Origin of the sequence: Kitasatospora sp. NPDC002965 (genome assembly GCF_040611255.1) — a bacterium.
Classification (GTDB): domain Bacteria; phylum Actinomycetota; class Actinomycetes; order Streptomycetales; family Streptomycetaceae; genus Kitasatospora.
In genome coordinates this window covers 1-24,713 of record NZ_JBEXNT010000049.1, presented here as the reverse complement: position 1 = coordinate 24,713, position 24,713 = coordinate 1, and the positions used below count along the sequence as shown (strand labels likewise).

Below are 24,713 nucleotides of genomic sequence, written 5' to 3'. Positions count from 1 at the left end.
CAGCACCATCACGAACAAAGGCGCTCCCATGCCCATCGCCCGCCCCCCGCGCCCCACCCGCCGCACCCTGCTCACCGCCGCCGGCGTCGCCGGCCTCGGCGCCGCCCTCGCCGCCTGCGGCAGCGGCAGCGGCAGCGGCTCCAAGGGGACGAACGGTCAGGACACCGCCGACGGCAAGGCCTGGTCGTTCACCGACGACCGCAAGAAGGCCGTCACCGCCAAGGGCACCCCGAAGCGGATCGTCGCCTTCACCGGCACCGCCGCCGCCCTCCACGACTTCGGCCTCGACGCGCAGCTCGTCGGCGTCTTCGGCGAGACCAAGTTCGCGAACGGGAAGGCCGACCCCGCCGCCGGGAACCTCGACGTCGACCGGGTCACCATCGTCGGCAACGCCTGGGGCGAGTTCGGCATCGAGAAGTACGCGGCCCTGCGCCCCGACCTCCTGGTCACCCACATGTACGACCCGGACGCCCTCTGGTACGTGCCGGACGAGAGCAGGGACAAGATCCTCGCGCTCGCCCCCAGCGTCGCGATCACCACCGCCCGGGCGCCGCTTCCCGAGCCCGTCAAGCGGTACGCCGAGCTGGCGGCCTCGCTCGGCGCGGACCTCGACGCCAAGCGGGTCACCGAGGCGAAGGCCCGGTTCGAGGCCGCCGCCGAGACGCTGCGCCAGGCCGCGAAGGCCGCCGGCGGCCTCAAGGTCATGGCCGCCTCCGGCAGCGCCGACCTCTTCTACGTCTCCAACCCGGGCGTCGGCTCCGACCTGATGTACTTCCGCGAGCTGGGCATCGACTTCGTCGTCCCCGACTCGCTCGACCCCGCCGGCTACTTCGAGGGCCTGAGCTGGGAGAACGCCGGGAAGTACCAGGCGGATCTGATCCTGCTCGACAACCGGACCACCGCCCTGCAGCCCGCCGACCTCGCGGCCAAGCCCGCCTGGTCCGCACTGCCCGCCGTCAAGGCCGGCCAGGTCGCGCCGTGGGACGCCGTGCCGCGGTTCTCCTGGCTGGGGGCGGCGCCGCTGCTGGAGAACCTGGCGAAGGCGGTCCAGGGCGCCCGGAAGCTCGGATGACCGGGACGGGCTCGGCGGCGGCCGTCGCCGAGCAGTTCCGCTTCTTCGCCGCCGAGGTGGTCGGCAGCCGCAGGCTCGGTCCGACCATGGTCCGGATCGCCCTCGGCGGCGCGGGACTTGACGGCTTCGCGAGCGGCGGCCGGGACCAGAGCTTCTCGCTCTTCCTGCCCCACCCCGGGCAGGAGGAGCCGGTCCTCCCCGTCGAGGCGGGCGCCGACTGGTTCGCCGGGTGGCGCGCCCTCGACGAGTCCGTACGGGCCGTCATGCGCTCCTACACCGTGCGCTCCCAGCGGCGACTGCCCGACGGGGGAACGGAGCTGGACGTCGACTTCGCCCTGCACGGCGACACCGGTCCGGCCTCCCGCTGGGCGGCGCGGGCCGAACCGGGCGACCGGGTGCTGCTGCTCGGCCCGGCCGTCGAGGACAACCGCAGTGTCGGCTTCCGCCCGCCGGCCGGCACCCGCACGGTGCTCCTCGTCGCCGACGAGACCGCGCTGCCCGCCGCCGCGGCGATCCTGGAGTGGCTCCCGGCCGACGTCACCGTGCAGGCCTTCCTCCAGGTGCCGCACGCCGAGGACATCCAGGACCTGCCCACCCGGGCCGTGGGAGAGACGCGCTGGCTGGTCGGCACCGACCTGCTGGTCGGGGCGGTCCGCGCCGCGACGCTCCCCGGCGACGACGACGGCGGGGACAAGGAGGGCGGGGTCAAGGACGGCGGGGACGCGAGGCAGGCGCGGGACGAGGTGTACGCGTGGCTCGCCGGGGAGGCCGGAACCGTCCGCGCGCTGCGCCGCCACCTGGTCGGCGAGCGGGGCCTCGACCGGCGCCGGATCGAGTTCTCCGGCTACTGGCGCCGCGGTGCCTCGGAGGAGGACCTGCGCTCCGAGGCCCTGGCCGCCCACGGGTCGGGCGCGACCGAGGGGGCGTAGCGCCTCGCCGTCCCGCCGGTCCGGACGACCGGCGGGACGGCGGCTCCGGCCGGTCGCCGGCCGGTCGCGGCGGGGCCTAGCTGGGGAAGGGCCAGACCGGGCACCACGGCGGGATGTACTGGCCGGGGTAGGGCGGGCCCCACGGCGGACAGGGGAAGGGGTCGGGGGCGGGCGGCGCGGAGGTCCAGAGGACCCTGCCGTTGCGCTCGACCGCGATGGCGCCCTCGTTGTAGACCGTCAGCTCGGCCCCGGGGTTGCCACCGGTCCCGCTCCACCAGAGCGGGGTGTTGTCGGCCGCGTAGACCACGAGGTTGCCGTCGCCCTGCATGGCGAGGATGTTGCCGTTGGGCATGGCGCCGCGGGCCACCCAGATGGGGGTGGTGTCGCGGTAGAGGACCACGTTGCCGTCGCCCTGCATGGCCAGCATGATGCGGCCGTTCGGCGAGTACCAGCCCTGGTTGCGGTTGAGCACGCTGTTCATCGGGATGCGGGTGGGCGGCGAGAGCGCGGCGGCCACGGCGGGTGGGGCGGCCACGGCGGCCGGGGCCGTCGGCGCGGCCTGGGCGGCGCCCGTGGCGAGGGTGCCGAACCCTATCGCGGCGGCGGCCGCCAGGGCGGCGGCTCGTAGGAGGGTGCTGGTCATGGGAGGGCTTCGGGTCCTTCCGGGCGAGGGCTGACAGGCTTGCGCCGGCGCACATCTGACGGAACGTCGGACACGTCCGTGCGCCGGGCGCCAGGCTATGGCAGCCGGACCGGAGGGGAGAGGCAGAACCACCGGCAGCTTCGCCCCGGCCGATCCGTCCGCCGCCGGGGTACGACCCCGTACGAGGACGGTCCGCCGGCAGGCCCGGCCGGGCGCCCGACCCCGTGTGCCGTTCCGACAGGATCCGAGAGAGCCGGCCTAGCGGGACCAGACGAGCCGGACGGCGAGGCCGAGGACGACGGCGTTGCCGGCCAGGCCGGTGACGAGCCGGCCGCGTGAGCCGGTGAGGACGCGGCGCAGGAGGACGCCGCCGGACGCGAGCAGCGCCTGCCAGCTCGCGGAGGCGGCGAACGCGGCGAGGACGAACACCAGGCCGGGTCCGAGGGAGCCGGGGCCGGTCCGCCCGCCGACGACCAGGGCGCCGAAGTAGACCACGGTCAGCGGATTGAGCAGGGTCAGGCCGACCAGGGCCGTGTAGGTGCGCCACGGTGAGCCCGGTGGACTCGACGAGGCGGACGGGGGCCCGGCCGCCGGGTCCTCGGGCCCGCCGCCCCGCTCGTGCCGGTACGCGCGGAGCGCGCCGCGCAGACCGCGCACGGCGAGTACGGCGAGCACCCCGGCGGCGAGGAGCTCCAGGTACCCGGCGGCCGGGGTGACGAGCCGGGCGACGGCCGCCCCGCCGAGCATCGCCGCCAGTGCGTAGAGGCCGTCGGCGGTGGCCACGCCCAGGGCGGCGGCCATGCCCCGGCCGAGCGAGACGCGCGAGGCGAGGGTGACGATCATGACGGAGATCGCGCCGACGGGCATGGCGATGCCGTAGCCGGCGAGGAGTCCGGAGATCAGGGCGTCGGTCATCTGGGCGGTCCGAGTTCTGAGGGGCGGTCCGGCGCGGAGGGGCGACCCGGCGCGGGGCGTCCGGGTGCCCCGGAGCGTAGCCCCGGCCCGTCCGCCCGGACCACCGGTTTTCGGTCGCCGGGGAGCCCGCCGCCGGCCGGTGCCGCGGCGTGCGGGCCCGCACGCCCGCACGCCCGTAACGCACCCGGCCGGCGTCAGCGCCGTCGGTGGGCGGCGATCAGGTCGGCGTAGCGCAGACCGCTGCTCTTGACGGTGCGGCGCTGGCTCGGGTAGTCGACGTGGACGAGCCCGAAGCGCTTGTCGTAGCCGTACGCCCACTCGAAGTTGTCCAGCAGCGACCAGGCGAAGTACCCGGCCAGCGGGGCGCCCTGGGCGGTGGCGCGGGCACAGGCGGCGAGGTGCCGTTCGAGGTAGGCGGTGCGCTCGGGGTCGTGGACGCTGCCGTCGGGGGCGACGACGTCGGGGTAGGCGGCGCCGTTCTCGGTGACGTAGATCCGCTCCGCGCCGTACTCGTGGGTGAGACGGAGCAGCAGCTGCTCCAGGCCGGGGGCGTGCACCTCCCAGGGCATGGCGGTCCGTTCGGGGTTGGGGCCGGGGAGCTGGCGGACGTACGGGGCGGGGCCGGTGGGGTCGTCGGCGACGATCTGGCGGAAGTAGTAGTTGAGGCCGAGCCAGTCGAGCGGGGCGGCGACCAGGTCCGCGTCGCCGTCGCGCTCGGGGAGGTCGACGCCGTAGACCTCGCGCATGTCCTTGGGGTAGCCGCGGCCGAGGACGGGGTCCAGCCACCAGCGGTTGACGTGGCCGTCGGCGCGGACGGCGGCGGCGTGGTCGGCCTCGGAGCCGGTGGCGGGCTCGATCGGGCTCAGGTTGTTGACGATGCCGATCCGGGCGTCGCGGACGGTCTCGCGCAGCACCTGGACGGCCAGTCCGTGGCCGAGGTGCAGGTGGTAGGAGGCGCGGACGGCGGCCGTGAGGTCGGTCAGTCCGGGGGCCATGGCGCCGTCGAGGTGGCCGATCCAGGCGGAGCAGAGCGGCTCGTTGAGGGTCGCCCAGTCGGTGACCCGGTCGCCGAGGCGGGCGGCGACGACGGCGGTGTACTCGGCGAAGCGTTCGGCCGTCTCGCGGACGGGCCAGCCGCCGCGGTCCTGCTGGGCCTGCGGGAGGTCCCAGTGGTAGAGGGTCGGGAAGGGCCTGATGCCGGCGGCGAGCAGGGCGTCGACCAGGCGGTCGTAGAAGTCGAGGCCGGCCGGGTTGACGCGGTCGTCGGCCTGCGGCACCACGCGGGGCCAGGCGATCGAGAACCGGTAGGCGTCGAGGCCGAGTCGCCGCATCACGGCGACGTCCTCGGGCCACCGCCGGTAGTGGTCGCACGCGGTGTCGCCGGTGTCGCCGCCCGCGACCCTGCCGGGGGTGTGGGAGTAGGTGTCCCAGATGGAGGGGGCGCGGCCGTCGGCTTCCGTGGCGCCCTCGATCTGGTAGGCGGCGGTGGCCGCGCCCCAGAGGAAGTCGTCGGGGAGGGAACTCAGCGCACTGAGGTCGGTCACGGGGTGCCCTTCGGGGGTCTGCGGGACGGGGGAGGGTGTCACTTGACGGCTCCGGCGGTGAGGCCGGCGACCAGGTAGCGCTGGAGCAGCAGGAAGCCGGCCACCACGGGCACGCTCACCACCAGCGAGGCCGCCATCACCTGGTTCCAGTAGACGTCGTTGAGGGTGGCGTAGCCCTGGAGGCCGACGGCGAGGGTGCGGGTCGCGTCGTCGGTGAGCACGGAGGCGAAGAGCACCTCGCCCCAGGCCGTCATGAAGGCGTACACCGCGACGGCGACGATGCCCGGCACCGCGGCCGGGACGATGATCCGGACCAGGGCCTGGAGCGGTCCGCAGCCGTCGACCAGCGCCGCCTCGTCGAGGTCGCGGGGGATCGAGTCGAAGTAGCCGACCAGCATCCAGATCGAGAACGGCAGCGAGAAGGTCAGGTAGGTGAGGATCAGGCCGCCGCGGCTGCCGTACAGCGGGATGCCGGTCGCGTTGCCGACGTTGACGAAGATCAGGAAGAGCGGCAGCAGGAACAGGATGCCGGGGAACATCTGGGTGGAGAGCACGGTCACGGTGAACATCCGCCGCCCCCGGAAGCGGTAGCGGCTGACCGCGTACGCCGCGAGGATCGCGACCAGGACCGAGCAGACCGTCGCCCCGCCGGCCACGATCAGCGAGTTGACCAGGTACCGGCCGAGCGGGACGGTCCGCCAGATGTCGAGGTAGGGGCGGAAGGTGACGGTGCTCGGGATCCAGCGGAACGGCCCCTGGACGTCCCGGAGCGGTTTGAGCGAGCTGCTCAGCATCACCAGGACGGGGACGAGGGCGAAGACGGCGAGCGCGCCGAGGACGATCCACCGGGTCCGGCGGAAGGAGGCGGGCGGGTTGATCATGCTGCGTCCTTCCGGCGCGAGGTGAGCAGGAGGTAGCCGGAGGTCACCAGCAGCAGGAACAGCAGCAGCAGGACGGACATCGCCGAGCCCGCGCCGAAGTTCCAGGTGACGAAGGACGACTGGTAGATGTGGACGGACACGAGGTCGGCGGCCTCCGGGGCCGAGCGGCCGAAGAGCACGTACGGCGTGTTGAAGTCGTTGAAGGTCCAGAGGAACAGGACCAGCACCAGTACCAGGTTGACCGGGCGCAGCGAGGGCAGGGTGATCCGGCGGATCTGCTGCCAGATCCCGGCGCCGTCCAGCGAGGCGGCCTCGTAGAGCTCGCGGGGGATGTTCTGCAGCCCCGCGGTGAGAGTGAGGAAGGCGAACGGCCAGCTGCGCCAGACCGACACGGTGACCAGCGCGGTGAAGCTGTTGTCGCCGATCAGCCAGAACGGCTTGTCGTCGACGAGGTGGAGCTGGTCGTGGAGGACGTGGTTGATCAGGCCGGTGTCCCGCTGGAACATGAACGACCAGGTGATGACGGCGGCGTAGACCGGCAGTGCGTACGGCAGCAGGAACACGGCGCGCAGCAGGCCCCGGCCGCGGAAGGAGTCCTGGGTCAGGACGGCCGCCGCCGTGCCGATCAGCCAGGAGAGGCCGACGGTGAGGACGGTGAACGCGCAGGTGACCCAGAACGAGTGCAGCAGGGCGCGGCCGACGGGCGCGTGGAAGTCCACCGCCGTACGGTAGTTGGCGAGCCCGGCCCAGGGGGCGGCGGACCAGTCGCGGATGAAGAACTGGGTGAGCCGCTTGAGGCTCATGGTGGCGCCGACGACCATCGGGAGCAGGTGGACGACGAGTTCGAGGACGAGGGCGGGGAGCAGCAGCAGATAGGGGAGTGCGGTGCGGGGCGGGCGGAGGCGGCCGAGCCGGGTGGGGGTGCGCGGGGCGGGGGCACCCGGGCCGGCTGCGGCCGGGGCGGGGACGGCCGGGGCGGGGACGGCCGGGACAGGGGCGGCAGGGGTGCGGGCGGCGGGGGTCCGGGTCACGTCACTTGGCCGGCATCTGTTGCTGGGCCTTGGTGAGTTCGGCCTTCACGGAGCCGTCGGTGGCGGGCCTGCCGGCGGCGGCCGCGGCGAGCAGGTTCTTGACGGCGGTGCCCACCAGGGTCTCGAACTGGCTCTCGTCGGCGACCTGCGGGAGCGGCAGCGCGCTGCCGGAGAGGACGGCGGTGAGGGCCTTGAGTTCGGGGGTGGCGAAGGCGGGGTCGGCCTGGGCGTCCTTGACCGGGGGGATCGAGCCGTAGGCCTTGTTGAGCCGGGTCTGCTCCTCGGCGCCGGTCATGAACTTCACGAACGAGAGGGCCCCGTCGGTGTTCCGGGTGTTCTTGAAGACGGCGAGGTTGATCCCGGCGACCATCGAGGTGGTCGCGCGGTCGCCGGTGGCGCCGGCCGGCGCGGGGACGGGGGCGACGCCGTAGTCCTCGGGGTTCATGCCGTGCGAGGCGAGGTTGGCGCCGGCGGCCTGCCACATCAGCATGGCGGCCTTGCCGGTGGCGAAGTCGGTGACGGACTGGTTGTTGGCGTACTCGGCGTTGCCGGGCGCGACGATCTTCTCGGTGCCGAGCAGGTCGACGTACTGCTTGACGGCGGCGACGGCGCCCGCGCTGTCGAAGGCGGGTTCGCCGGTGGGGGAGAAGAAGTCGGTGCCGTGCTGCTTGGCGAGGGTGAAGGCGTGGTGGACGTTCTCGGAGACGTTGCCGCCTTCGAGGGCGAGGCCGTAGCGGCCTCCGGTGGTGAGCTTCCGCCCGTCGGCGACCAGTTCGTCCCAGGTGGCCGGGGGCCGCTCGATGCCGGCCTCGGCGAACAGCTTCTTGTTGTAGTAGAGGCCGTAGGCCATCGAGTAGAGCGGTACGGCGGCCGGGTCCTTCCCGGCCGCGCCGGCCGAGCCGAGGGCGGCCGGCAGGAAGCGGTCCTTGCCGCCGATCCGGTCGAAGGCGGCCCCGTCGAACGGGCGCAGGGCGCCGGTGGCCTGGAGCGAGGCGGACCAGGTGTTGCCGATGTTGAGGACGTCGGGGCCCTGGCCGGAGGTGGCCGCGGCGAGGATCCGGTTGAGCAGGTCGGACCAGGGGATGACCTCCAGTTTCACCTTGATGCCGGTCTGCTGCTCGAACCTTCTCAGCTCCGGCTCCAGGACCTGGCGGTCGTTCTCCAGGCTGGTGCCCTGGTTGGAGGCCCAGTAGGTGAGCGTGCCGGGGCTGCCGTCGCCCCCGCCGCCGGACGCGGACCCTCCGCCGCAGGCGGTGGCGGTGAGGACCAGGGTGGCGGCCAGGGCGGCCGTCGCGGCGGCGCGGCTGATGGGCATGGCGGATTGCCCCTCTCGGGTGTGGGCGGTACGGGCCGACGGCGGGTGCCGCTGTGCGGCGCGGTGCGGGGGGTCTTGTCTCGGGTGGTGAAGTTCCGTGCTCCACGGCTTACTTCAGGCCGTGATTTAACGTGTGAGAAAAGCTTCCGTCAAGGGTTCGGACAGCGATAGATTCGGATCAGGAGGGAGACCCCATGACCGCACGAGGCAAGAAGACGGTGCGTGACCTGCGCAGAGGCAGCCGGTCGACGCTGCTGCGGCGGCTGTACTTCGACGGGCCGCTCAGCCGCCAGGAGCTGGGGGTGATCACCGGGCTCAGCGCCGGTTCGATCAGCAACGTCACCGGCGAGCTGCTCGCCGACGGGCTGATCGAGGAGTGCGGCTCGGTCGAGTCGGACGGCGGGCGCCCCCGGATCCTGCTCCGGGTGGCCGCCGGCCGCGCCCACCTGGTCGGCGTGGACGTCGGGGAGACCCAGGTCCGGGTCGCCCTGTTCGACCTGGCCCGGACCGAGCTGGCCGCCAGCGACCGGCCGCTCGCCGGCCGCGGCCACGACGTCGACCACGTGGTGGAGCTGATCCTCGCCGGCCTGGCCGAGGTCCTGGAACGCACCGGCACCGACCCGGCCGGCGTGCTCGGCGTGGGCATCGGCGTCCCCGGCATCGTCGAGCAGGGGGAGCCGGCCTCGGACGGCCTCGGGATCGTCGTGCACGGGCAGACCGTGGGCTGGGACGCCGTCCCGCTCGGGCGGCTGCTGCGGGCCGGCACCGACCTGCCGCTCTTCGTCGACAACGGCGCCAAGACGCTCGGCCAGGCCGAGATGTGGTTCGGGGCCGGGCGCGGCCTCCGGCACGCGGTGATCGCCCTGTTCGGCTCGGGCGTCGGGGCCTGCGTGATCGCCGACGGCGCCCGCTTCCGGGGAGCCACCAGCAGCGCGGGCGAGTGGGGCCACACCAAGGTCCACGTCGGCGGACGCCGGTGCCGTTGCGGCGCACGCGGCTGCCTGGAGGCGTACGTCGGGGCCGAGGCGCTGGTCGAGCGGTGGGGCGCGGCGCCGCCCGGCGCCGGGGAGAAGGCCGGGCTCGCGGCCCTGCTGGCGGCGGCCGAGGCGGACGAGCCGGCGGCCGGTGCGCTGCTCGCCGAGGCGGCGGAGTACCTGGGCGCGGCCATCGCGGACCTGGTGAACCTGTTCAACCCCGAGCGGATCGTGATCGGAGGCTGGGCGGGCCTGCTGCTCGGCCCCCGGCTGTTGCCCGCGATCCGCGCGGCGGCCACCGAGTACGCGCTGCGCTTCCCCCGCGAACAGACCTCGATCGTGCTCGGGACGCTCGGCCCGGAGGCGGTCACGGTCGGCGCGGCGACCCTGCCGCTCTCCGACTTCCTGGAGTCCGGGGGCGAGTTCCCGGGCCGGGCCGGGAGCCCGGCCCGGACGCCGTCGGAGGTGCGGGCCTGACCTCGGAGTTCAGTGGAATTCGTTGCGGTACAAGCTAGTTCACGGCGTGAGTAAAGTCGGCGCGAAGGGTTGACACTCCGGATCGGAAGCCCTGAGACTCCCGGTCAGGAGGTGCTCCCCGGGCCCGGACAACGGGTCGGTGACACCCCGGTACGTGCCACGACGCGTGCCCCGCCACGGACCGCCGCACGTGCGGCGGTCCGCACCCCGACGTGTGGCCCGACACGTGGCCGGTACGTACCCCGGTGACCGCCCGTTGCGGCGGTCCGCGCTGCCCGGCCGCCCCACCCGAGCCGGCCGGCACGCGGATCCGCCGAGCCGCCCCACCGTCCCCCCACCGCCCGGTGCCCCACTGTGCCGGGCCGGGCACGGGCGTGCGCCCCCTCACCCACCGACCCCCACCCGGAGGAGCAGCCCATGAGGCTCACCTCAGCACGTCCACGTCCACGTCCCGCCCCGGCCGCCCGGATCGGCCTGGCCCTGCTCGCGGCCGGCGCCCTCGCTCTGCCCGGGCCGGCCGCGCTCGCCGAGCCGGCCCACGCCGGGTCCGCCCGGCCGGCGTCCGCGCAGGCCGCAGCCGACCGGGCAACCGGCCGGGCCGCCGACTGCGGCGCCGCCGACGCGGCGAAGGGGCGGCCCGCCACCGCCTCCTCCGTCGAGAACGGCGGCCTGTCCGCGGCCAACGCGGTGGACGGCGACCCCGGCACCCGCTGGTCCTCGGCGTTCGCGGACCCGCAGTGGCTCCAGGTCGACCTCGGCTCCGTCCGGCAGCTGTGCCGCGTCGAACTCGCCTGGGAGGCGGCGTACGGGCGCTCCTACCGGATCGAGACCTCGGACGACGGCACCACCTGGCGGACGCTGCACTCCACCGAGCACGGCACCGGCGGCACCGAGACCCTCACGGTCTCCGGGAGCGGGCGCTTCGTCCGGGTCAACGGGCTCGCCCGGGGCACCGGTTACGGCTACTCGCTCTGGGAGTTCCGGATCGCGGCCACCGACGGGCCGGGCGTGCCGCCGGTGCAGGGCGGCGGCGACCTCGGACCCAACGTGCTGGTCTTCGACCCCGCCACACCGGGCATCCAGGCCAAGGCCGACGAGATCTTCCGTCGGCAGGAGGCCAACCAGTTCGGGCCCGAGCGGTACGCGCTGCTCTTCAAGCCGGGCAGCTACCGCGACCTCAACGTCCAACTGGGCTTCTACACCTCGGTGTCCGGCCTCGGCCTGAAGCCCGACGACACCACGATCAACGGCGACGTCACCGTGGACGCCGGCTGGTTCAACGGCAACGCGACCCAGAACTTCTGGCGCTCCGCCGAGAACCTGGCGCTCAACCCGGTCAACGGCACCGACCGCTGGGCCGTCGCCCAGGCCGCGCCGTTCCGCCGGATGCACGTCCGCGGCGGTCTCAACCTCGCCCCGAACGGCTACGGATGGGCCAGCGGCGGCTACATCGCCGACAGCCGGATCGACGGCGGTATCGGCAACTACTCGCAACAGCAGTGGTACACCCGGGACAGCGCGATCGGCGGCTTCTCCAACGGGGTGTGGAACCAGGTGTTCTCCGGCGTCCAGGGCGCGCCCGCGCAGGGCTTCCCCAACCCGCCCTACACCACGCTCGACACCACCCCGGTCTCGCGCGAGAAGCCCTTCCTCTACCTCGACGGCAACGAGTACCGGGTCTTCGTCCCGGCCAGGCGCACCGACGCCCGCGGCGTCTCCTGGGACGGCGTCCCGCAGGGCACCTCGCGACCGCTCACGCAGTTCTACCTGGTCAAGCCCGGGGCCACCGCCGCCACCATCAACACCGCGCTCGCGCAGGGCCTGGACCTGCTCTTCACCCCCGGCGTCTACCACGTCGACCGGCCGATCGAGGTGACCAGGCCCGGCACGGTGGTGCTCGGCCTCGGCCTGGCCACCGTGGTGCCCGACCACGGGGTGACCGCGATCCGGGTCGCCGACGTGGACGGCGTCCGGCTGGCCGGCCTGCTGGTCGACGCCGGACCCGTCAACTCGGCGACGCTGGTGCAGATCGGCCCGGACGACGCCGCCGCCGACCACGCGGCGGACCCGACCACCCTCCAGGACGTCTTCGTCCGGGTCGGCGGGGCGGGTCCCGGATCGGCGACCACCGGGATCGTCGTCAACAGCGACGACGTCGTCATCGACCACACCTGGATCTGGCGCGCCGACCACGGCGCGGGCGTGGGCTGGACCGTCAACCCCTCCGACTACGGCCTGCTGGTCCGCGGCGACGACGTGCTCGCCACCGGCCTCTTCGTCGAGCACTTCAAGAAGTACGACGTCGAGTGGACCGGCGAGCGCGGCCGGACGATCTTCTACCAGAACGAGATCGCCTACGACGCCCCGAACCAGGCGGCCGTGCAGAACGGCGCCACCAAGGGCTTCGCCGCGTACAAGGTGGGCGACGACGTCGCCGTCCACGAGGGGTGGGGCCTCGGCAGCTACTGCTACTTCAACGTGGACCCGACGATCCGGATGGACCACGGATTCGAGGCACCGGTCCGGCCGGGCGTGCGGTTCCACGGGCTGTCGGTGGTCTCGCTCGGCGGCAACGGCCAGTTCGAGCACGTGATCAACGGCACCGGCGGCGCCACCTCGGGCACCTCCACCGTCCCGTCGACGGTGGTGTCCTTTCCCTGACCCGACGACCCCCTGACGTCGTGGCCCGGCCGCACCACCGGCCGGGTCACCGGCGCGTCCGCGCCGCGCGCCGATCCGGGAGGAGTGGAACCGCCGGACGGGGGCAGACGGTGGACGCCCCCGCCGGACGGCCGGGGCGTACGGAGCCGAACAGGAGGCCTACTCATGACCCTGATCTGGGCACTCGTCGTCGGGCTGGTCGTCGGCCTGCTCGCCAAGCTCGTCCTGCCGGGCCGGCAGCCCGTGCCGCTCTGGCTCACGATCCTGCTGGGACTGGTCGGCGCCCTCGTCGGCAACGCCCTCGCCGGCGCGCTGGGCGTGCGGCACACCGGTGGCGTCGACTGGATCCGCCACCTGCTCCAGGTCGGCGTCGCCGCGGCGCTCATCTCCTTCACCACCGCGGCCCAGGTCGGCCGGCGCCGCTGACCCCTGCGCGACCGGCCGCGCAGGGACCCGAACACCGCTGGAAGGAGAAGGAGTTCAGATGAGCGACAGCAACGGTCTGTGGCGCTACCTCGGCGGATCCGGGCACGAGGCCGCCCTCGACCTCACCGGCTTCGCGGTCCACGCCCTCGACGGCTACGTGGGCAAGGTGGACCGGCACACCGTCGAGGTCGACGCCGCCTACCTGGTGGTCGACACCGGGTGGCTCTTCGGCCACCAGGTGCTGCTGCCCGCCGGCACCGTGACGAAGATCGACCCGGCCGAACGGATCGTCCACATCGGCCGGACGAAGACCGACATCAGGTCGGCACCGCCGTTCCTGAATGCCCTGGACCCGGCCTACTTCCAACTCCTCGGCGGCTACTACGGCCCGCTCGCCTAGGACTGCCCACGGCCCACGGCCCACGGCCCGCCCTCGCCCGTCGCGAGGGCGGGCCGCCGCCGTGCGGCCGGGCGGTGGCCCGCGGACGTCGGGTTCCCCCCATCGGGTGAACCGGCCTCCGGGCGGTCGCCCGGGGGCGCCGGGCCCTGCGATCGTTCTCTCCGACACCGCATCGCAGCGTGTACGACCTTTGGAGTCCCGTCATGCAGAACCCGGTCCCGGCCGCTTCCCGTCACCGTTCCGCCCGTCAGGCCTGCGCCGCCGCGATCGCCGCGGTCGCGCTGGTGGGCCTCACGGCCCCCGCCGGCCACTCGGTCCCGCAGGACGAGGCCATCGAGACGGGCCAGTCCTACTACCTGATCGCCTCGAACCACGGGAACCGGGGGGTGACCTTCGAGGTGGACACGAACAACGACTGGGTGCTGCTGACGAACGACGAGAACGGCAACGGCACCGCCGTCGTCTTCGAGACGAAGGGGGCCGGCTACACGATCCGGTCGACCAGCTCCAACTGGGGCGGCTACGACACCTGGTGCTCGGTCGACAAGGGCATCAGGCTGACCCGGTCCTCCGGGTGTGCGACGGAGTGGAAGGTCGTCCCGGGTGAGGCGGGCTTCAAGCTGGAGGACTCGTCCCGGCGGACCGTCGCCCACCGGACCGACGGAAAGGCCTGGCTGGGAGCGGCCACCGAGATCTACCGCGACCGCGCGTACACCGACTTCAAGGTCGTCAAGGTCTGAGGGCGGCGCGGCCGGCGGCGGCCCGCCCGAGGGCGGTCACGGCCCCGTGAGGACTGCCGGGGTCGGGCCGTCGGGGCGGACGGTGATGCTGTAGGTGGCCCCGGCGGGGGTGCTCAGAAACTCCACCCGGTGCGCGGGGAGCAGGAGTTCGAGCACCGCGGTGGACTCGCGCAGGGCGAACTGGGTGCCCAGGCAGGCGCGGGCGCCGAGGCCGAACGGGAAGTAGGCGGCCAGGTGTGCGGGGCGGGCGCCGCCGGCGGTGAACCGGGTCGGGTCGAAGTGGCCGGGGTCGGGCCAGAGCACCGGGTCGCGGTGCGTGAGGTACGGGCAGACCAGCAGGTCGGTGCCGGCCTCGACGCGGTGGCCGGCCAGGGTGTCGTCGGTGAGGGCGTGCCGGGGGAGGATCCAGGCCGACGGGTAGAGCCGGAGCGTCTCGGAGACCAGTGCCTGGACGGCCTCGCGCCGTTCGGGGGAGCCCTCGGGACCGGCGGCGAGGGCCCATGTGCGCGCCTCGGGGTTCCGGTCGAGGAGCAGGTAGAGCCAGGTGAGCGTGGTGGCGGTGGTCTCGTGGCCGGCGACCAGCAGCGTGACGAGCTCGTCGCGGATCAGCCGGTCGGTGTACGCGGGGTCGTGCTCGGCGGCGTCGAGCAGGACGCGCAGCACGCCGGGCCCGTCGGGGCCGTCCTCCCGGTGGCGGGCCGTGTCGATGGCGGCGTGCGCGACCGCGTCGATCCGGGCGAGGTCGGCGGCGACGGCCTCGTGGGCCCGGTCGCCGTCGGAGGGCAGCTGGGGGAGGGCGGCCACCACGGCGGCGATGCGGTCGAGTTCGTGGGCGGTGGCCGGATCGAGCGGGTGGCCGGTGAGGGCCCGCCAGATGGTGTCGAGGGCGAAGTGCCGCATCTCGTCGCCGACGTCGAGGGTCTCGCCGGTGCGGGCGTACGCCGCCCAGCGGTCGGCGGCCCGGTGGGCGGCGGCGGCGATCCGCTGCTCGTGGCGGCGCATCCCGGTCCCGGTGAACTGGGCCTGGAGCGCTCGGCGTTGGTTCCGCCAGGCGTCACCGGTGGCGGAGAGGACGCCCTCGCCGGTGAGGACCCGGGCGCGGTGGGAGCGCTTGACGTAGCGCTCGGGGTGGCGGCCGAGCACGTGCTGGACGGCCTCCGGGTCGGTGACCAGCACGGTGGGCCGGGGGCCGATCCGGAACGCGGCGACGCCGCCGAGGTGCCGGTGGGCGCGGGACAGCAGGTCGACCAGCTCCGCCTCCTCGGTGCGCCACTCCTCGACCGCCTCGGCGGGGAGCTCGGGAACGGGCGCGGGAGCGGTACCCCCGGTGCTCCCGCTGCCCCCGGTGGGTGCGTCGTCGGAGCCTGCGGGGCGGTCGGGGCCGGGGTGCGCGGTGATGGTCACGGGTGCCTCCTCGGTCGGGGACCGGCGTGGGGTCCGCGCCGACTCTACGTCAGCCCGCCGGTGTGCGGTGACGCTCCGGTCACCGGGCGTCACCCCGGCGGGGAGGTCCCCGGAGCGGTGACGGGGCGCCGGGAGGGCCGGCGCGGAGCCGGGGCGCACAAAGCGGCGGTGCCGCGGTTCGTCCCCCTCGACGAACCGCGGCACCGCCTATGTCCCGTCCCGGAAACGGATCCGGTCCGCTCAGATCCGCTGCCAGAGGGCCGGGACGATCGGAGGCTCCCAGCCCACCTGGGCCGTGTGGCCCTGGAGGCACCGGTAGCTGAGACCGTTGAAGGTCACGGTGTCACCCGCCTGGTAGGTGGTACCGGCCGCCCAGGTGCCGTTGCCCGGCCCCGGGTCGGTGCCGACCACCAGCGAGTAGGAGGTGGAGTGGCTGACCGAGCCGGTACCCGTCACGGTCAGGTTGTAGGTCCCGGCCGGGACGGAGGAGCCGACCGAGATGTTCAGCGTGGCCGAGCCGCCGGACTGCACCGAGGAGGGGCTGACCGAGGTCGTCACACCGGTCGGGGCGCCGGCGACGGTGAGGTTCACCGTCTGGGCCGAGCCGGAGGTGGTCTGGGTGGAGACCGACGCGTTGGTCGACTCACCCGGCTTGACCGTGCCGGAGCCCGGGTTCACCCCGATGGAGAAGTCGTTGGTCGGGATGGGGCCGGTGCCGACCGAGGTCTTCCACAGGGTGTACGCGACGCCGTCGGCGCTGCGGTCCAGCACGGTGGCGTTGATGTTGCTGGTGGTGTCGCACGCCGAGTGGTAGCAGGAGTCGTACGCGCGGTTCGCGGTGCCGCCCCACTTGGCCGCCTGGGCCGAGGTCTTGGTGGCGCTGGCGCCGGCCGCGTAGCCGGAGGTCGGGATGCCCGCCGACTGGAACGAGGCGTCGTCCGACCGGCCCTGGCCCTCGACGTTCTCCTCCGGCTGGAGGTTCAGCGAGTCCCAGTACGCCTTCATCGGTGCCGAGGTGGCGGAGTTGACGTTGTTGATGAAGTAGCCGGCGTTGGGCGAGCCGACCATGTCGAAGTTGTAGTAGCCCTTGATCGCGCTGCGCTGGGTGGAGCTCAGCTGGTTGACGTAGTGCTTCGAGCCCTGGAGGCCCTGCTCCTCACCCGTCCACCAGGCGAACCGGACGTGCCGGTTCATGGTCGGGTTCTGCTGCGCCAGGACCAGCGCGGTCTCCAGCAGCACGGCGGAGCCGGAGCCGTTGTCGTTGATGCCCGGGCCGGCGGCGACGCCGTCCAGGTGCGCGCCGAACATGGTGACCTGGTCGGCCGGGCCGCCCGGCCAGTCGGCGATCAGGTTGTTGGCGGTGTAGGTGCAGGTGGAGCAGGTCTGCTCGCTGACGGTGTAGCCGGCCGCCTGGAGCTTGGCCTTCACGTAGGCCAGCGACTGGCTGTACCCGGCGGTGCCGGTGCGGCGGTTGCCGCCGTTCTGCGAGGCGATGGTGTTGAACTGGCTCAGGTGCGCCTGGACGTTGGCGACGCTGATGTCAGGCGCGTTGGGGTTGGGGTTGCCGTTCCCGACCGTCAGCGTGTACTGCGCGGTGTGGGTGGTCGCCGCGGTACCCGTGACCGTGATCACGTAGGTGCCGGGGACCGTGGTGTTGGAGGTCGTGATGTTCAGCGTGGCGGACGAGCCGCTCTGCACCGAGGACGGGCTGACCGTCGCGGTGGCGCCGCTCGGCGCGCCGGAGGCGGTCAGGGCGACGGTCTGGGCGCTGCCCGAGACCACCGCGGTGTTGACCGTCGCCGAGGTGGACGCGCCGGGCTGGACGGAGCCGGCGGTCGGGCTCACCGCGAGGGAGAACTCGGGGCCGGTCACGTTGCAGGTCGGGTCGGCGGGCTGCGCCGGGAGGCTGACCGCGTCCCAGGCCGCCTTGGTGCGGTTGAACAGGTTGCAGGTGGAGTCGAGGTTCTTGGCGGCGGTCAGGGTGGTGGTCCGGTACTTCTTGTAGGTCATGCCGCTGGTCTTGAGCAGCATGCCGCCGTAGAAGATCCGGCCCGCGTCCTTGATGCCGATGCCGGTGATCGTGGAGCTGTTGCAGGTCGGGCTGGTGGGCTTGCCGCCACCCGGGTTGGAGCCCTCGGCGAGCAGGTAGAACCAGTGGTTCAGCGGGCCGGCGGCCGCGTGGACCTCGGTGCTCGGGATCGAGGAGGAGTAGCAGTTCGGGTCGCCGTTGACCAGCGAGGGGTTGGCCATGTTGCGGATCGGACCGCGACCGACCAGGTTGATCATCTCGCCGACGGTGTAGTCCGGGTTGTCGTACGGGGCGGGCTGGTTGACGTACGCCTCGGTCAGCGCGCCGAAGATGTCGCCGGTGCCCTCGCCCAGGCCGTTCTCGTTGTTGGCGCCGCCCGGGGTGAACTGGTCGATGCCGTGGCCGAACTCGTGGCCGACGACGTCGATCGAGGAGATCCACTCGTTGGCGTTGTTGTGGCCGATCGAGACCGAGGAGCCGTCCCAGTAGGCGTTGACGTCGTTCAGGCCGACCTTGACCGGCCAGCTGCCGCCGTTCCCGTTGTGGCCGTTGCGCCCCAGCCAGTCCCGGAGCATGTCCCATTCCTTCTGCGCCGCGAACATCACGTCGCCGCAGCCGGTCTCCTTGCTGGTGGGGCTGCCGTTGCCCCAGGAGTCGGAGGACTTGGAGAACACCTGGCCGGTGGCGTTGTCGGCACAGCTCAGGCCCGGCCGGCTCGGGTCGCGCAGCGAGTACGAGCTGCCGGAGCCGGTGGTCGTGATGGTGACCGGCGGCGGGCCGTTCCACTTGCTGTTGATCGTGCCGGCCCGGACGTCGTCGTAGCTGTCGATGACCTCGCCGCTGCGGGCGTCGACGAAGACGTGCAGACGGCTCGGCGCCGACTCGGTGCGGCCGGTGAGCACGGTCTCCCAGGCGAGTCGCCCGGCGCCGTCCTGGACGCGGACCACCAGGCGGCGCGTCTCCACGCCGTTGACGGTGACCAGCTTGGTGCGGGAGGTCTTCTCCGCCTTGTCGGCGCTGATCAGGGGGGTGGTCGGCACGCCGATCGGGCCGGAGGAGGCGGACTGCGACCCGCGCACCTTGCCCTCGCCGTCGGCTATGACGACGGCGTCGCCGCCGACCACCGGCAGGCCCTTGTAGCTGCGCTCGTAGGCGACGGAGTAGAGGCCGGCGAGCCAGGGGGTGACGGACTGACGCTCGTACGTCTCGCCCGGGCCCTTGGCCAGGGCGTCCAGACCTGCCGCGGCCGCCTGGTCGGCGGCGTTCACGGCTGCGGTCAGCGCGCTCGGCGGCGCGATGGCCGACGGGCCCGGGTCGGCAGCGGCCTGCCCGACCGCGGTGGCGGTGAGCATGCCTGCCAGGACGGCCAGGGTGGTGCCCGCCGTCAGTAATCTGCGTTTCATTACGAGGCTCCTCGAACGTGGGGGTGCTCGACCGCGGACGGGTGTGCCGGAAAGGCACTCACCGCGGGCCGCATGGGGGACGGCCGTTGCGGGCGTCCGCGCTCGGGTGCCGGAACCCTCACACGCCGTCATGCCACGGTCAACGGGTTCGGCGAGCACTTCGAGCTGTTGGCAAGTTCTGTCAAGCCGCCCACCCGGTAACGGTGTTGGGGTCCGGAAGGGCAGCGTGGGAGGCCAGGGCACGTGCAGAGGTTGAGACCAGCTGGTGGAGAGGTTGAGACCAGAGGGGAAAAGTGGTTGAGACCACGTCATGTACGGAGGGGTCCTCCGTCCAGTACCGTCCTCCTGAGCGGACCTCCCCACCGGAAGGCCCGGGAGCGCACTCGGGAGGGCAGCCCCGTTGCACCGGAACCGCGGCGCGGCGACCCTCGCCGAGGACGAACTCTGGCGTGCCTTCGGCCTCCGCCTGCGGCAGTGGCGCCGCCGCGCGGGCCTCACCCAGGCCCAGCTGGGCGCCGAGATCGGCTACGACCACACCGCCGTCAGCAAGCTCGAACACGGCACCCGCCGCACCAGCCCGCGCCTCGCCGACCGCCTCGACGACCTCCTCGCCGCCGGCGGCGAACTGCGCACCGCCTGCCGACGGGCCGAGGACGGCGAACCGGAGGACGGCGGTGGGCTGCCGGCCGACTGGGCCCGCCCCCCGCTCCCCGGCCCGCCCGTCTCCCTCGTCGGCCCCGCCCTCCCGCCCTCGCTCACCGCCCGGCCGCCCGAGCGCCTCCCCGACTACGGACTGCTCTGTCCGCTGCACGACGCCGACGGCTGCGCCGTCCCCGAAGCCACCGACCTCGCCGCCCTGCACGCCGCCTTCCGCGCCGCCGACCCCGAGACCGCCCCGCCCCTCGACCCCGACACCGCCCACGCCCTCACCGGCCTGCTCGCCGCCCACCTCCGCGCCGGCGAGGCCCCCACCGGCCCCGGCACCGCCGCCGTCGAGGAGACCCTCCGGGTCATCCTCCGGCGCCTCGCCGCCCACCCGGCGGGCCTGACCCGGCGCCCGCTCGCCCGGCTCGCCGCCGAGTACGCCCACGCGGCCGGCGCCCTGCGCATGCAGGACGGCCGCAACGCCACCGCGATGGCCTGCTTCGACCGCGCCCTCAGCTGGTCCGAACTCGCGGGGGACCCCGCCACCCAGGTCGCCGCGCTCAGCGACATGAGTGCCCTCGCCCGCCTCGACGGCGACCCCGCCGCCGCGCTCGGGTACGCCCGCGAGATGGCCCGGGCGGCGCCGGGCCGGCACTGGGCGGGGGCGATGAGCCAGATCGGCCAGGCCCGCGCCTACGCGCTGGCGGGCGACGTCCGCGCCACCGTCCGGCACCTCGCCCGCGCGCGGCTCCACCTCGACCACATCGGGGCCCACGACGAGACCGACGCGGCCTGGCTCTCCATCGCCTCGATGCGGCTGCGGGTGGAGGCGGGCGCCGCCGCGGCGCTGCGCGACGCGGCCGCCGCCGCCGGGGACCTCCGGCTGGCGCGCCGGGCCGTGGACGCCGCCGAGACGGCGCTCGCCCTCCTCGCGCCCGACCAACTGCCCTCCGCCCGGTTGCTGTTCACCGTCCGGGTCGCGGACTGCCTGCTGGTGGCGCGCGACCCCCGGGCGGCGGCGGAGCTGCTGGGCCCGGTGTTCGCGGCGGACGCCGGCGGGGCGGGGCTGCCGGCGCTGGTGCGGCACGAACTGGCCGGGCTGCGCGAGCGGCTGACGGCGCACGGGCTGGCGGGGTAGGGGTCGAGGGCGCCCGACGGCACGGGACGGTGCGGGCGGGACGGCGGGTGGGACGGCGGGCGAGGGCGCGCGCCGGAGCGGGACCGGCGGGGCCGTGGCGGGATCCTTGCGGGGCCGGGTGATCGCGCCGATCGTGTGTCCGGTCGTACCCGAGCGGGGACCGGGCCGCCTCGCCGGCCGTCGAGAGGGGCCTCACCCGGGCCCCCGGGCCCGCCGGGTGAGGCCGCCGGTGCCCTTCGCGCACGGTCGGCCGGGCCCCGGACCGGCCCCCGGGCAACCGACGGCGCGTCAGAGCGGAACTCGCCGGTCCGGACCTCGCCGTCCGCCCACCGACCCACTGTGGCAGCGGTGTTGCGGCCGGATTGCGCCCCGTTTCGCGGCGGTGCGGCCGACGTCCGGACCGGCGGATTCGTGGACGCCGAGGGCGGTTCCCGCAATTGACGGGATCGGCGGCGCCTTCCTAGACTCGGACCGGCGAAGAATGTCAGCCACGGGCCCCGGCCGGCTGACTGGCAACCCCCACACTGCGGTGGGGTGCCCCGGGGATAAGCCGGGTGACGTGGCGTTCCGATGACGCGTCGTCACAAGCGCAGTCATGGCCCGGTTGGGCTCGGGGGACGGAGAAGGTCGTGGAACAGCGGGCGGGCGGACGCAACGCCGCGGGCCTCAGGCTGGTGGCCAGGCTCGACGTCGACCTGCTCCGGCGCGCCAGCTCCCTCTGTCGCTGACGCCGGTCGGCCGGCCGGGCAGTGCTGCCCGCCTCGGTCGGTCCGTCCGATTCCCTCGCCCACGACCCCGTGCGAGGAGGAGCGCCCAGCGGCCCGACCTCCCGTGCGCATTGCTCCAGGAGAACGGATGCCCACCTTCCCCGCGCCCCGAGACCCGTCGAGATCCCTCCCGGTCGGCCGGGAGCCCGAGTACCGGAGACTGCGCGACGCGTTCGACCGCTGCGCGGCCGGCGCCGGAAGCGTGATCGTCCTGCACGGGTCGGTCGGCAGCGGCCGCAGCGACCTGCTCTACGCCTTCACCGACACCGCGGCCGAGCGCGGCGCGCACGTCCTCGTCGGCACCGGCTCGCCGCTGGAGCGGGAGTTCCCGCTGGGGCTGGCCCGGCAACTGCTCCAGGGCGCCGACCTCGAACCGGAGGAGGCCGCCGCGGCGGAGTCGCTGCTCGCCCAGGGCGCCGCCGAGGGGGCCCGCCCGGTCCTGCCGGACGGCCCGCAGGGGCAGCTCACCCAGCGCACCCTGGAGGGCCTGTTCCGGTTGGTCCGCCGGCTGGCCGAGCGCGCCCCCGTCCTGATCGCCGTCGACGACCGGCAGGACGCCGACCCGCAGTCGCTGGAGTTCCTGCTCTACCTGGTCCGCCGTACCCGCAGCGCGGGTGTGCTCACGGTGCTCAGCTCGCGCGAGACCATGACCCCGTCCAACCCCTTCTTCGAGGTCGAACTCGCCCGCCAGCCGCACCACCAGCACATCCGCCTCGACCTGCTCTCCGCCGACCTGGTCGCCGAACTCCTCCGGGCCCGGCTCGGCGCGGCGTCCGCCCGAATGGCCGTCGAGGCACACGCCCTGACGGGCGGCAACCCGCTGCTCGTCCACAGCCTGATCGGCGACCAGGAGGCCGCCGGCGTCCCGGACGAGCTGGTCGTCGGCGAGGGCTACCGGCGCGGGCTGATGCACTGCCTGCACCGGATCGACCCGCTGGCGCTGCACTACGCTCGGGGCGTCGCCGTGCTCGGCGCGTCCGCGACCCCGGACCTGCTCGCCGAACTCCTCCTGCTGGCCCCGGACTCGCTGCCCAGGGCGCTCTACCTGCTGCACGCGGCCGGTCTCTTCCGGGACGGCGGGTTCCGCCATCCGACCGCCGCCGGGGACCTGCTGGCCGCGATGCGGCCGGTCGAGCTGGCGGCCCTGCACCAGCGGGCCGGCCGGCTGCTGCGCGCGGCCGGAGCGGCCGACGCGACCGTGCACGGGCACGCACGGGTGGCGGAGGGGCACCTGCGCAGTTCGCTGTCGGCTGCCGGCGGTGCCTCCGGCGAGGTGCCCGGACCGGGTGCGGGCACGGGGGGCGGCGCGGGCACCGGCGCGGGCACCTACGGCTGGCCGCCGGGCCTGGCCGGGACCGGCGGTGCCGGCCCGGTCGGTGGAGTCGGTGGTGCCGGGAGCACCGGGAGCACCGGGGGCTTCGGTGCGACGCTGAGCGCCGTCGGAAGCGTGCCCGCGAGCACCCTCGGGAGCGCCGCCGGCTTCGGCGGGGCGTGGACCGCGGACGACGCCGGCCCCGTCGGGGGGACGGAGGGCGGCCTGTCCGGCTGGCTCTCCGGCGACCTGTCCGGCAGCCTCTCCGGTCACCTGCGCGGTGACCTGCGTGCTGACCCGCACGGCCACCCGTCCGGTGGGCCGACGGGCGGGCCGATCCGTGGGGTGGCGGGCCGGGCCGACGGGCTCCACAGCACCGGAGGGTTCGGGCCCGAGGCGGGCCACGGCCCCGTCGTCGGCGTGCTCGGTTCCTTCGGGACGGCGGCCGTCGAGTGCGTGCCCACCCTGCCCGGCACGGTGACCGACGCGGCCGCCGCGCGGCGGCACGAGCTGAAGGTCGTCCGCCACCACTTCTGGCACGGGCGCACCGAGCAGGGGGTCGCCGCCCTCGCCCGGTTCGAGGCCGAGCCCGGCAACGCCGCCCCCGCCGAGGCCCTGCGCCACTGGCTCGCGTACTGGTACCCGGGTCTGCTGCCCAACCCGGCCCGCCCGCAGCCGGGCCGGCCGACGACGGCCGACCACCGGGGCGACGGCATGCGCCTGCTCGCCGCCCTGCTGGCCGGCACGGTCGCACCGGAGACGGCGGTCGTCCAGGCCGAACTGATCCTGCGCGCCGGGCGGCTCGGCGGTGTCCGGACCGAGTCGCTGACCGCCGCGCTGACCGTCCTGCTCTACGCCGACCGGGCCGACCGGGCCGCGCACTGGTGCGGTCCGCTCGCCGAGCGGGCCGGGGCCCGCTGCGGCGCCAACTGGCACGCCCTGCTGGCCGCGTTGCGGGCCGAGGCGGCGTTGCGCCAGGGCGACCTGCGGGCCGCCGACGAGGCCGGCCGGGCGGCCTTCGCCCACGTCCGGCCGGAGGCCTGGGGGGTGGCGGCCGGACTTCCCCTGGCCACCATGGCCGCCGCCCGTACGGCGGCGGGCCTGCACCAGGACGCCGCCCACTTCCTGGAGCTGCCCACCCCCGAGGGGATGGCCCGCACCCCCGCGGGGCTGCACCACCGGTTCGCGCTCGCCGGCCACCGGCTGGCCCTCGGGCGGGCCGAGGAGGCGCTCGCCGACTACCGCGCCTGCGGTGACGCGATGGCCCGGTGGGGCCTGGACCACCTGCCCGCGATCGCGCCCTGGCGGCTCGGTGCGGCCCGGGCGTACCTCGCTCTCGGCCACCGCCCCACCGCGGCGGCCCTGGCCGACCAGCAGCTCGCGCGGCTCGGCCCGGCCGGACACCCGCGGGTCCGCGGTCTGGCCCTGCGGATCCGCGCGGCGGCGGGGGAGCGGTCCGAGCGGACCGAGCTGCTGGAGCGCTCCGTCGCCCTGCTGGAGGAGGCCGGCGCCGAGGCCGACCTCTCCGCCACCCTCTCCGAGCTGAGCGAGGCCCACCGGAACGACGGGGACCCCGGCCGCGCCCGGCAGACCGACCGCCGGCTCCGGCGCAACCCGCCGCTGGCCGTCGTGCCCGCCGAGCGCCCGGCCGCGGATCCGGTGGGCGAACCGGCCGCCGGCGGGCTCTCCGAGGCCGAGCGGCGGGTCGCCGAACTGGCGGCCCGCGGGCTCTCCAACCGGGACATCGCCCGCAAGCTCTACATCACCGTCTCCACCGTCGAGCAGCACCTCACCCGGGTCTACCGCAAGCTCGGGGTCCGTCGCCGGGTCGACCTCGCCAAGCTGGTCGGTCCGGGTACGGGCGCCGGCGGCCCCGAGGAGGGACCCGTGCGCGCACTCGGAGCGCGCAACCGCCCGGCCGACCTCGTCGCCGGCTGAGGCCCGCGCTCCCGGCGACCGCCGGCGGTGGGCCGCCCCGCGGCCGGGCCGCGTACCGGACACGATCCC

17 protein-coding genes and 1 riboswitch are annotated in these 24,713 nt (G+C 74.5%); of the genes, 9 read left to right on the top strand and 8 right to left on the bottom strand.

The features are described from left to right. Positions 1-28: 28 nt before the first annotated feature. Together ABZY91_RS20195 and ABZY91_RS20190 are read left to right on the top strand one after the other, a co-directional pair. Entirely contained in the window at positions 29-1,072 is a 1,044-nt protein-coding gene (locus tag ABZY91_RS20195) for an ABC transporter substrate-binding protein (RefSeq protein ID WP_355404095.1), read from the top strand. After that, positions 1,069-2,001, top strand: coding sequence for a siderophore-interacting protein (locus ABZY91_RS20190; protein WP_355404093.1), 933 nt, complete (start codon positions 1,069-1,071; stop codon positions 1,999-2,001). The genes ABZY91_RS20195 and ABZY91_RS20190 overlap by 4 nt, the downstream gene beginning before the upstream one ends. 76 nt (positions 2,002-2,077) lie before the next feature. Here the strand turns inward: ABZY91_RS20190 and ABZY91_RS20185 are convergent, their stop codons facing one another. The 6 genes from ABZY91_RS20185 to ABZY91_RS20160 form a co-directional block, all read right to left on the bottom strand. After that, positions 2,078-2,644 carry a hypothetical protein gene (locus tag ABZY91_RS20185; protein ID WP_355404091.1) on the bottom strand — a complete coding sequence of 189 codons (567 nt, stop codon included), beginning with the start codon at positions 2,642-2,644 and terminating at the stop codon, positions 2,078-2,080. A gap of 258 nt (positions 2,645-2,902) precedes the next feature. Further along, a complete protein-coding gene (locus ABZY91_RS20180; protein WP_355404089.1) occupies positions 2,903-3,559 on the bottom strand; it encodes a LysE family transporter in 657 nt (218 codons plus the stop codon). Positions 3,560-3,753: 194 nt separating this feature from the next. Continuing rightward, entirely contained in the window at positions 3,754-5,103 is a 1,350-nt protein-coding gene (locus ABZY91_RS20175) for a GH1 family beta-glucosidase (protein WP_355404087.1), read from the bottom strand. 38 nt (positions 5,104-5,141) lie between these two features. Next, positions 5,142-5,984, bottom strand: coding sequence for a carbohydrate ABC transporter permease (locus ABZY91_RS20170; protein WP_329880958.1), 843 nt, complete (start codon positions 5,982-5,984; stop codon positions 5,142-5,144). Next, a complete protein-coding gene (locus ABZY91_RS20165; protein WP_355404085.1) occupies positions 5,981-7,015 on the bottom strand; it encodes a sugar ABC transporter permease in 1,035 nt (344 codons plus the stop codon). The genes ABZY91_RS20170 and ABZY91_RS20165 overlap by 4 nt, the downstream gene beginning before the upstream one ends. A gap of 1 nt (position 7,016) precedes the next feature. Further along, a complete protein-coding gene (locus ABZY91_RS20160) occupies positions 7,017-8,330 on the bottom strand; it encodes a sugar ABC transporter substrate-binding protein (RefSeq protein ID WP_355404083.1) in 1,314 nt (437 codons plus the stop codon). Between the two features lie 194 nt (positions 8,331-8,524). Between ABZY91_RS20160 and ABZY91_RS20155 the strand changes: the two genes are divergently transcribed. The 5 genes from ABZY91_RS20155 to ABZY91_RS20135 all read left to right on the top strand — a co-directional run bounded on the left by ABZY91_RS20155 (position 8,525) and on the right by ABZY91_RS20135 (position 14,008). Next, positions 8,525-9,781, top strand: a complete 1,257-nt coding sequence (locus ABZY91_RS20155) for an ROK family transcriptional regulator (RefSeq protein WP_329880962.1) — start codon at positions 8,525-8,527, stop codon at positions 9,779-9,781. A gap of 417 nt (positions 9,782-10,198) precedes the next feature. Beyond that, positions 10,199-12,442, top strand: a complete 2,244-nt coding sequence (locus ABZY91_RS20150; RefSeq protein WP_355404080.1) for a discoidin domain-containing protein — start codon at positions 10,199-10,201, stop codon at positions 12,440-12,442. A 165-nt stretch (positions 12,443-12,607) separates the two neighbouring features. Further along, positions 12,608-12,868: a GlsB/YeaQ/YmgE family stress response membrane protein gene (locus ABZY91_RS20145; RefSeq protein ID WP_329880964.1), complete on the top strand. Its 261-nt coding sequence runs from the start codon at positions 12,608-12,610 to the stop codon at positions 12,866-12,868. 58 nt (positions 12,869-12,926) lie between these two features. Beyond that, positions 12,927-13,268, top strand: a complete 342-nt coding sequence (locus ABZY91_RS20140) for a PRC-barrel domain containing protein (RefSeq protein WP_329880965.1) — start codon at positions 12,927-12,929, stop codon at positions 13,266-13,268. Positions 13,269-13,471: 203 nt separating this feature from the next. Continuing rightward, positions 13,472-14,008, top strand: a complete 537-nt coding sequence (locus tag ABZY91_RS20135) for a hypothetical protein (protein WP_355404078.1) — start codon at positions 13,472-13,474, stop codon at positions 14,006-14,008. Between the two features lie 36 nt (positions 14,009-14,044). Here ABZY91_RS20135 and ABZY91_RS20130 read toward each other — a convergent pair whose 3' ends face one another. Together ABZY91_RS20130 and ABZY91_RS20125 are read right to left on the bottom strand one after the other, a co-directional pair. Next, positions 14,045-15,412: a cytochrome P450 gene (locus tag ABZY91_RS20130; RefSeq protein ID WP_355404076.1), complete on the bottom strand. Its 1,368-nt coding sequence runs from the start codon at positions 15,410-15,412 to the stop codon at positions 14,045-14,047. 240 nt (positions 15,413-15,652) lie between these two features. Further along, positions 15,653-18,844 (bottom strand): M28 family peptidase, encoded by a 3,192-nt coding sequence (locus ABZY91_RS20125; protein WP_355404073.1) that lies wholly within the window; start codon positions 18,842-18,844, stop codon positions 15,653-15,655. 400 nt (positions 18,845-19,244) lie between these two features. Between ABZY91_RS20125 and ABZY91_RS20120 the strand changes: the two genes are divergently transcribed. Together ABZY91_RS20120 and ABZY91_RS20115 are read left to right on the top strand one after the other, a co-directional pair. Then, positions 19,245-20,627 (top strand): helix-turn-helix transcriptional regulator, encoded by a 1,383-nt coding sequence (locus ABZY91_RS20120; RefSeq protein ID WP_355404071.1) that lies wholly within the window; start codon positions 19,245-19,247, stop codon positions 20,625-20,627. A 473-nt stretch (positions 20,628-21,100) separates the two neighbouring features. Next, a riboswitch (SAM riboswitch) is annotated at positions 21,101-21,223 on the top strand. 259 nt (positions 21,224-21,482) lie between these two features. Next, a complete protein-coding gene (locus ABZY91_RS20115; RefSeq protein WP_355404069.1) occupies positions 21,483-24,644 on the top strand; it encodes an AAA family ATPase in 3,162 nt (1,053 codons plus the stop codon). The last annotated feature ends 69 nt before the right edge of the window (positions 24,645-24,713 follow it).

Excerpts from the sequence above, each read along its gene's own strand:
- ABZY91_RS20185 (WP_355404091.1), bottom strand. The coding sequence starts at position 2,644 with ATGACCAGCACCCTCCTACGAGCCGCCGCCCTGGCGGCCGCCGCCGCG.
- ABZY91_RS20195 (WP_355404095.1), top strand. The coding sequence starts at position 29 with ATGCCCATCGCCCGCCCCCCGCGCCCCACCCGCCGCACCCTGCTCACC.
- ABZY91_RS20145 (WP_329880964.1), top strand. The coding sequence starts at position 12,608 with ATGACCCTGATCTGGGCACTCGTCGTCGGGCTGGTCGTCGGCCTGCTC.
- ABZY91_RS20170 (WP_329880958.1), bottom strand. The coding sequence starts at position 5,984 with ATGATCAACCCGCCCGCCTCCTTCCGCCGGACCCGGTGGATCGTCCTC.
- ABZY91_RS20160 (WP_355404083.1), bottom strand. The coding sequence starts at position 8,330 with ATGCCCATCAGCCGCGCCGCCGCGACGGCCGCCCTGGCCGCCACCCTG.
- ABZY91_RS20155 (WP_329880962.1), top strand. The coding sequence starts at position 8,525 with ATGACCGCACGAGGCAAGAAGACGGTGCGTGACCTGCGCAGAGGCAGC.
- ABZY91_RS20140 (WP_329880965.1), top strand. The coding sequence starts at position 12,927 with ATGAGCGACAGCAACGGTCTGTGGCGCTACCTCGGCGGATCCGGGCAC.
- ABZY91_RS20150 (WP_355404080.1), top strand. The coding sequence starts at position 10,199 with ATGAGGCTCACCTCAGCACGTCCACGTCCACGTCCCGCCCCGGCCGCC.
- ABZY91_RS20125 (WP_355404073.1), bottom strand. The coding sequence starts at position 18,844 with ATGAAACGCAGATTACTGACGGCGGGCACCACCCTGGCCGTCCTGGCA.
- ABZY91_RS20135 (WP_355404078.1), top strand. The coding sequence starts at position 13,472 with ATGCAGAACCCGGTCCCGGCCGCTTCCCGTCACCGTTCCGCCCGTCAG.
- ABZY91_RS20190 (WP_355404093.1), top strand. The coding sequence starts at position 1,069 with ATGACCGGGACGGGCTCGGCGGCGGCCGTCGCCGAGCAGTTCCGCTTC.
- ABZY91_RS20115 (WP_355404069.1), top strand. The coding sequence starts at position 21,483 with ATGCCCACCTTCCCCGCGCCCCGAGACCCGTCGAGATCCCTCCCGGTC.
- ABZY91_RS20180 (WP_355404089.1), bottom strand. The coding sequence starts at position 3,559 with ATGACCGACGCCCTGATCTCCGGACTCCTCGCCGGCTACGGCATCGCC.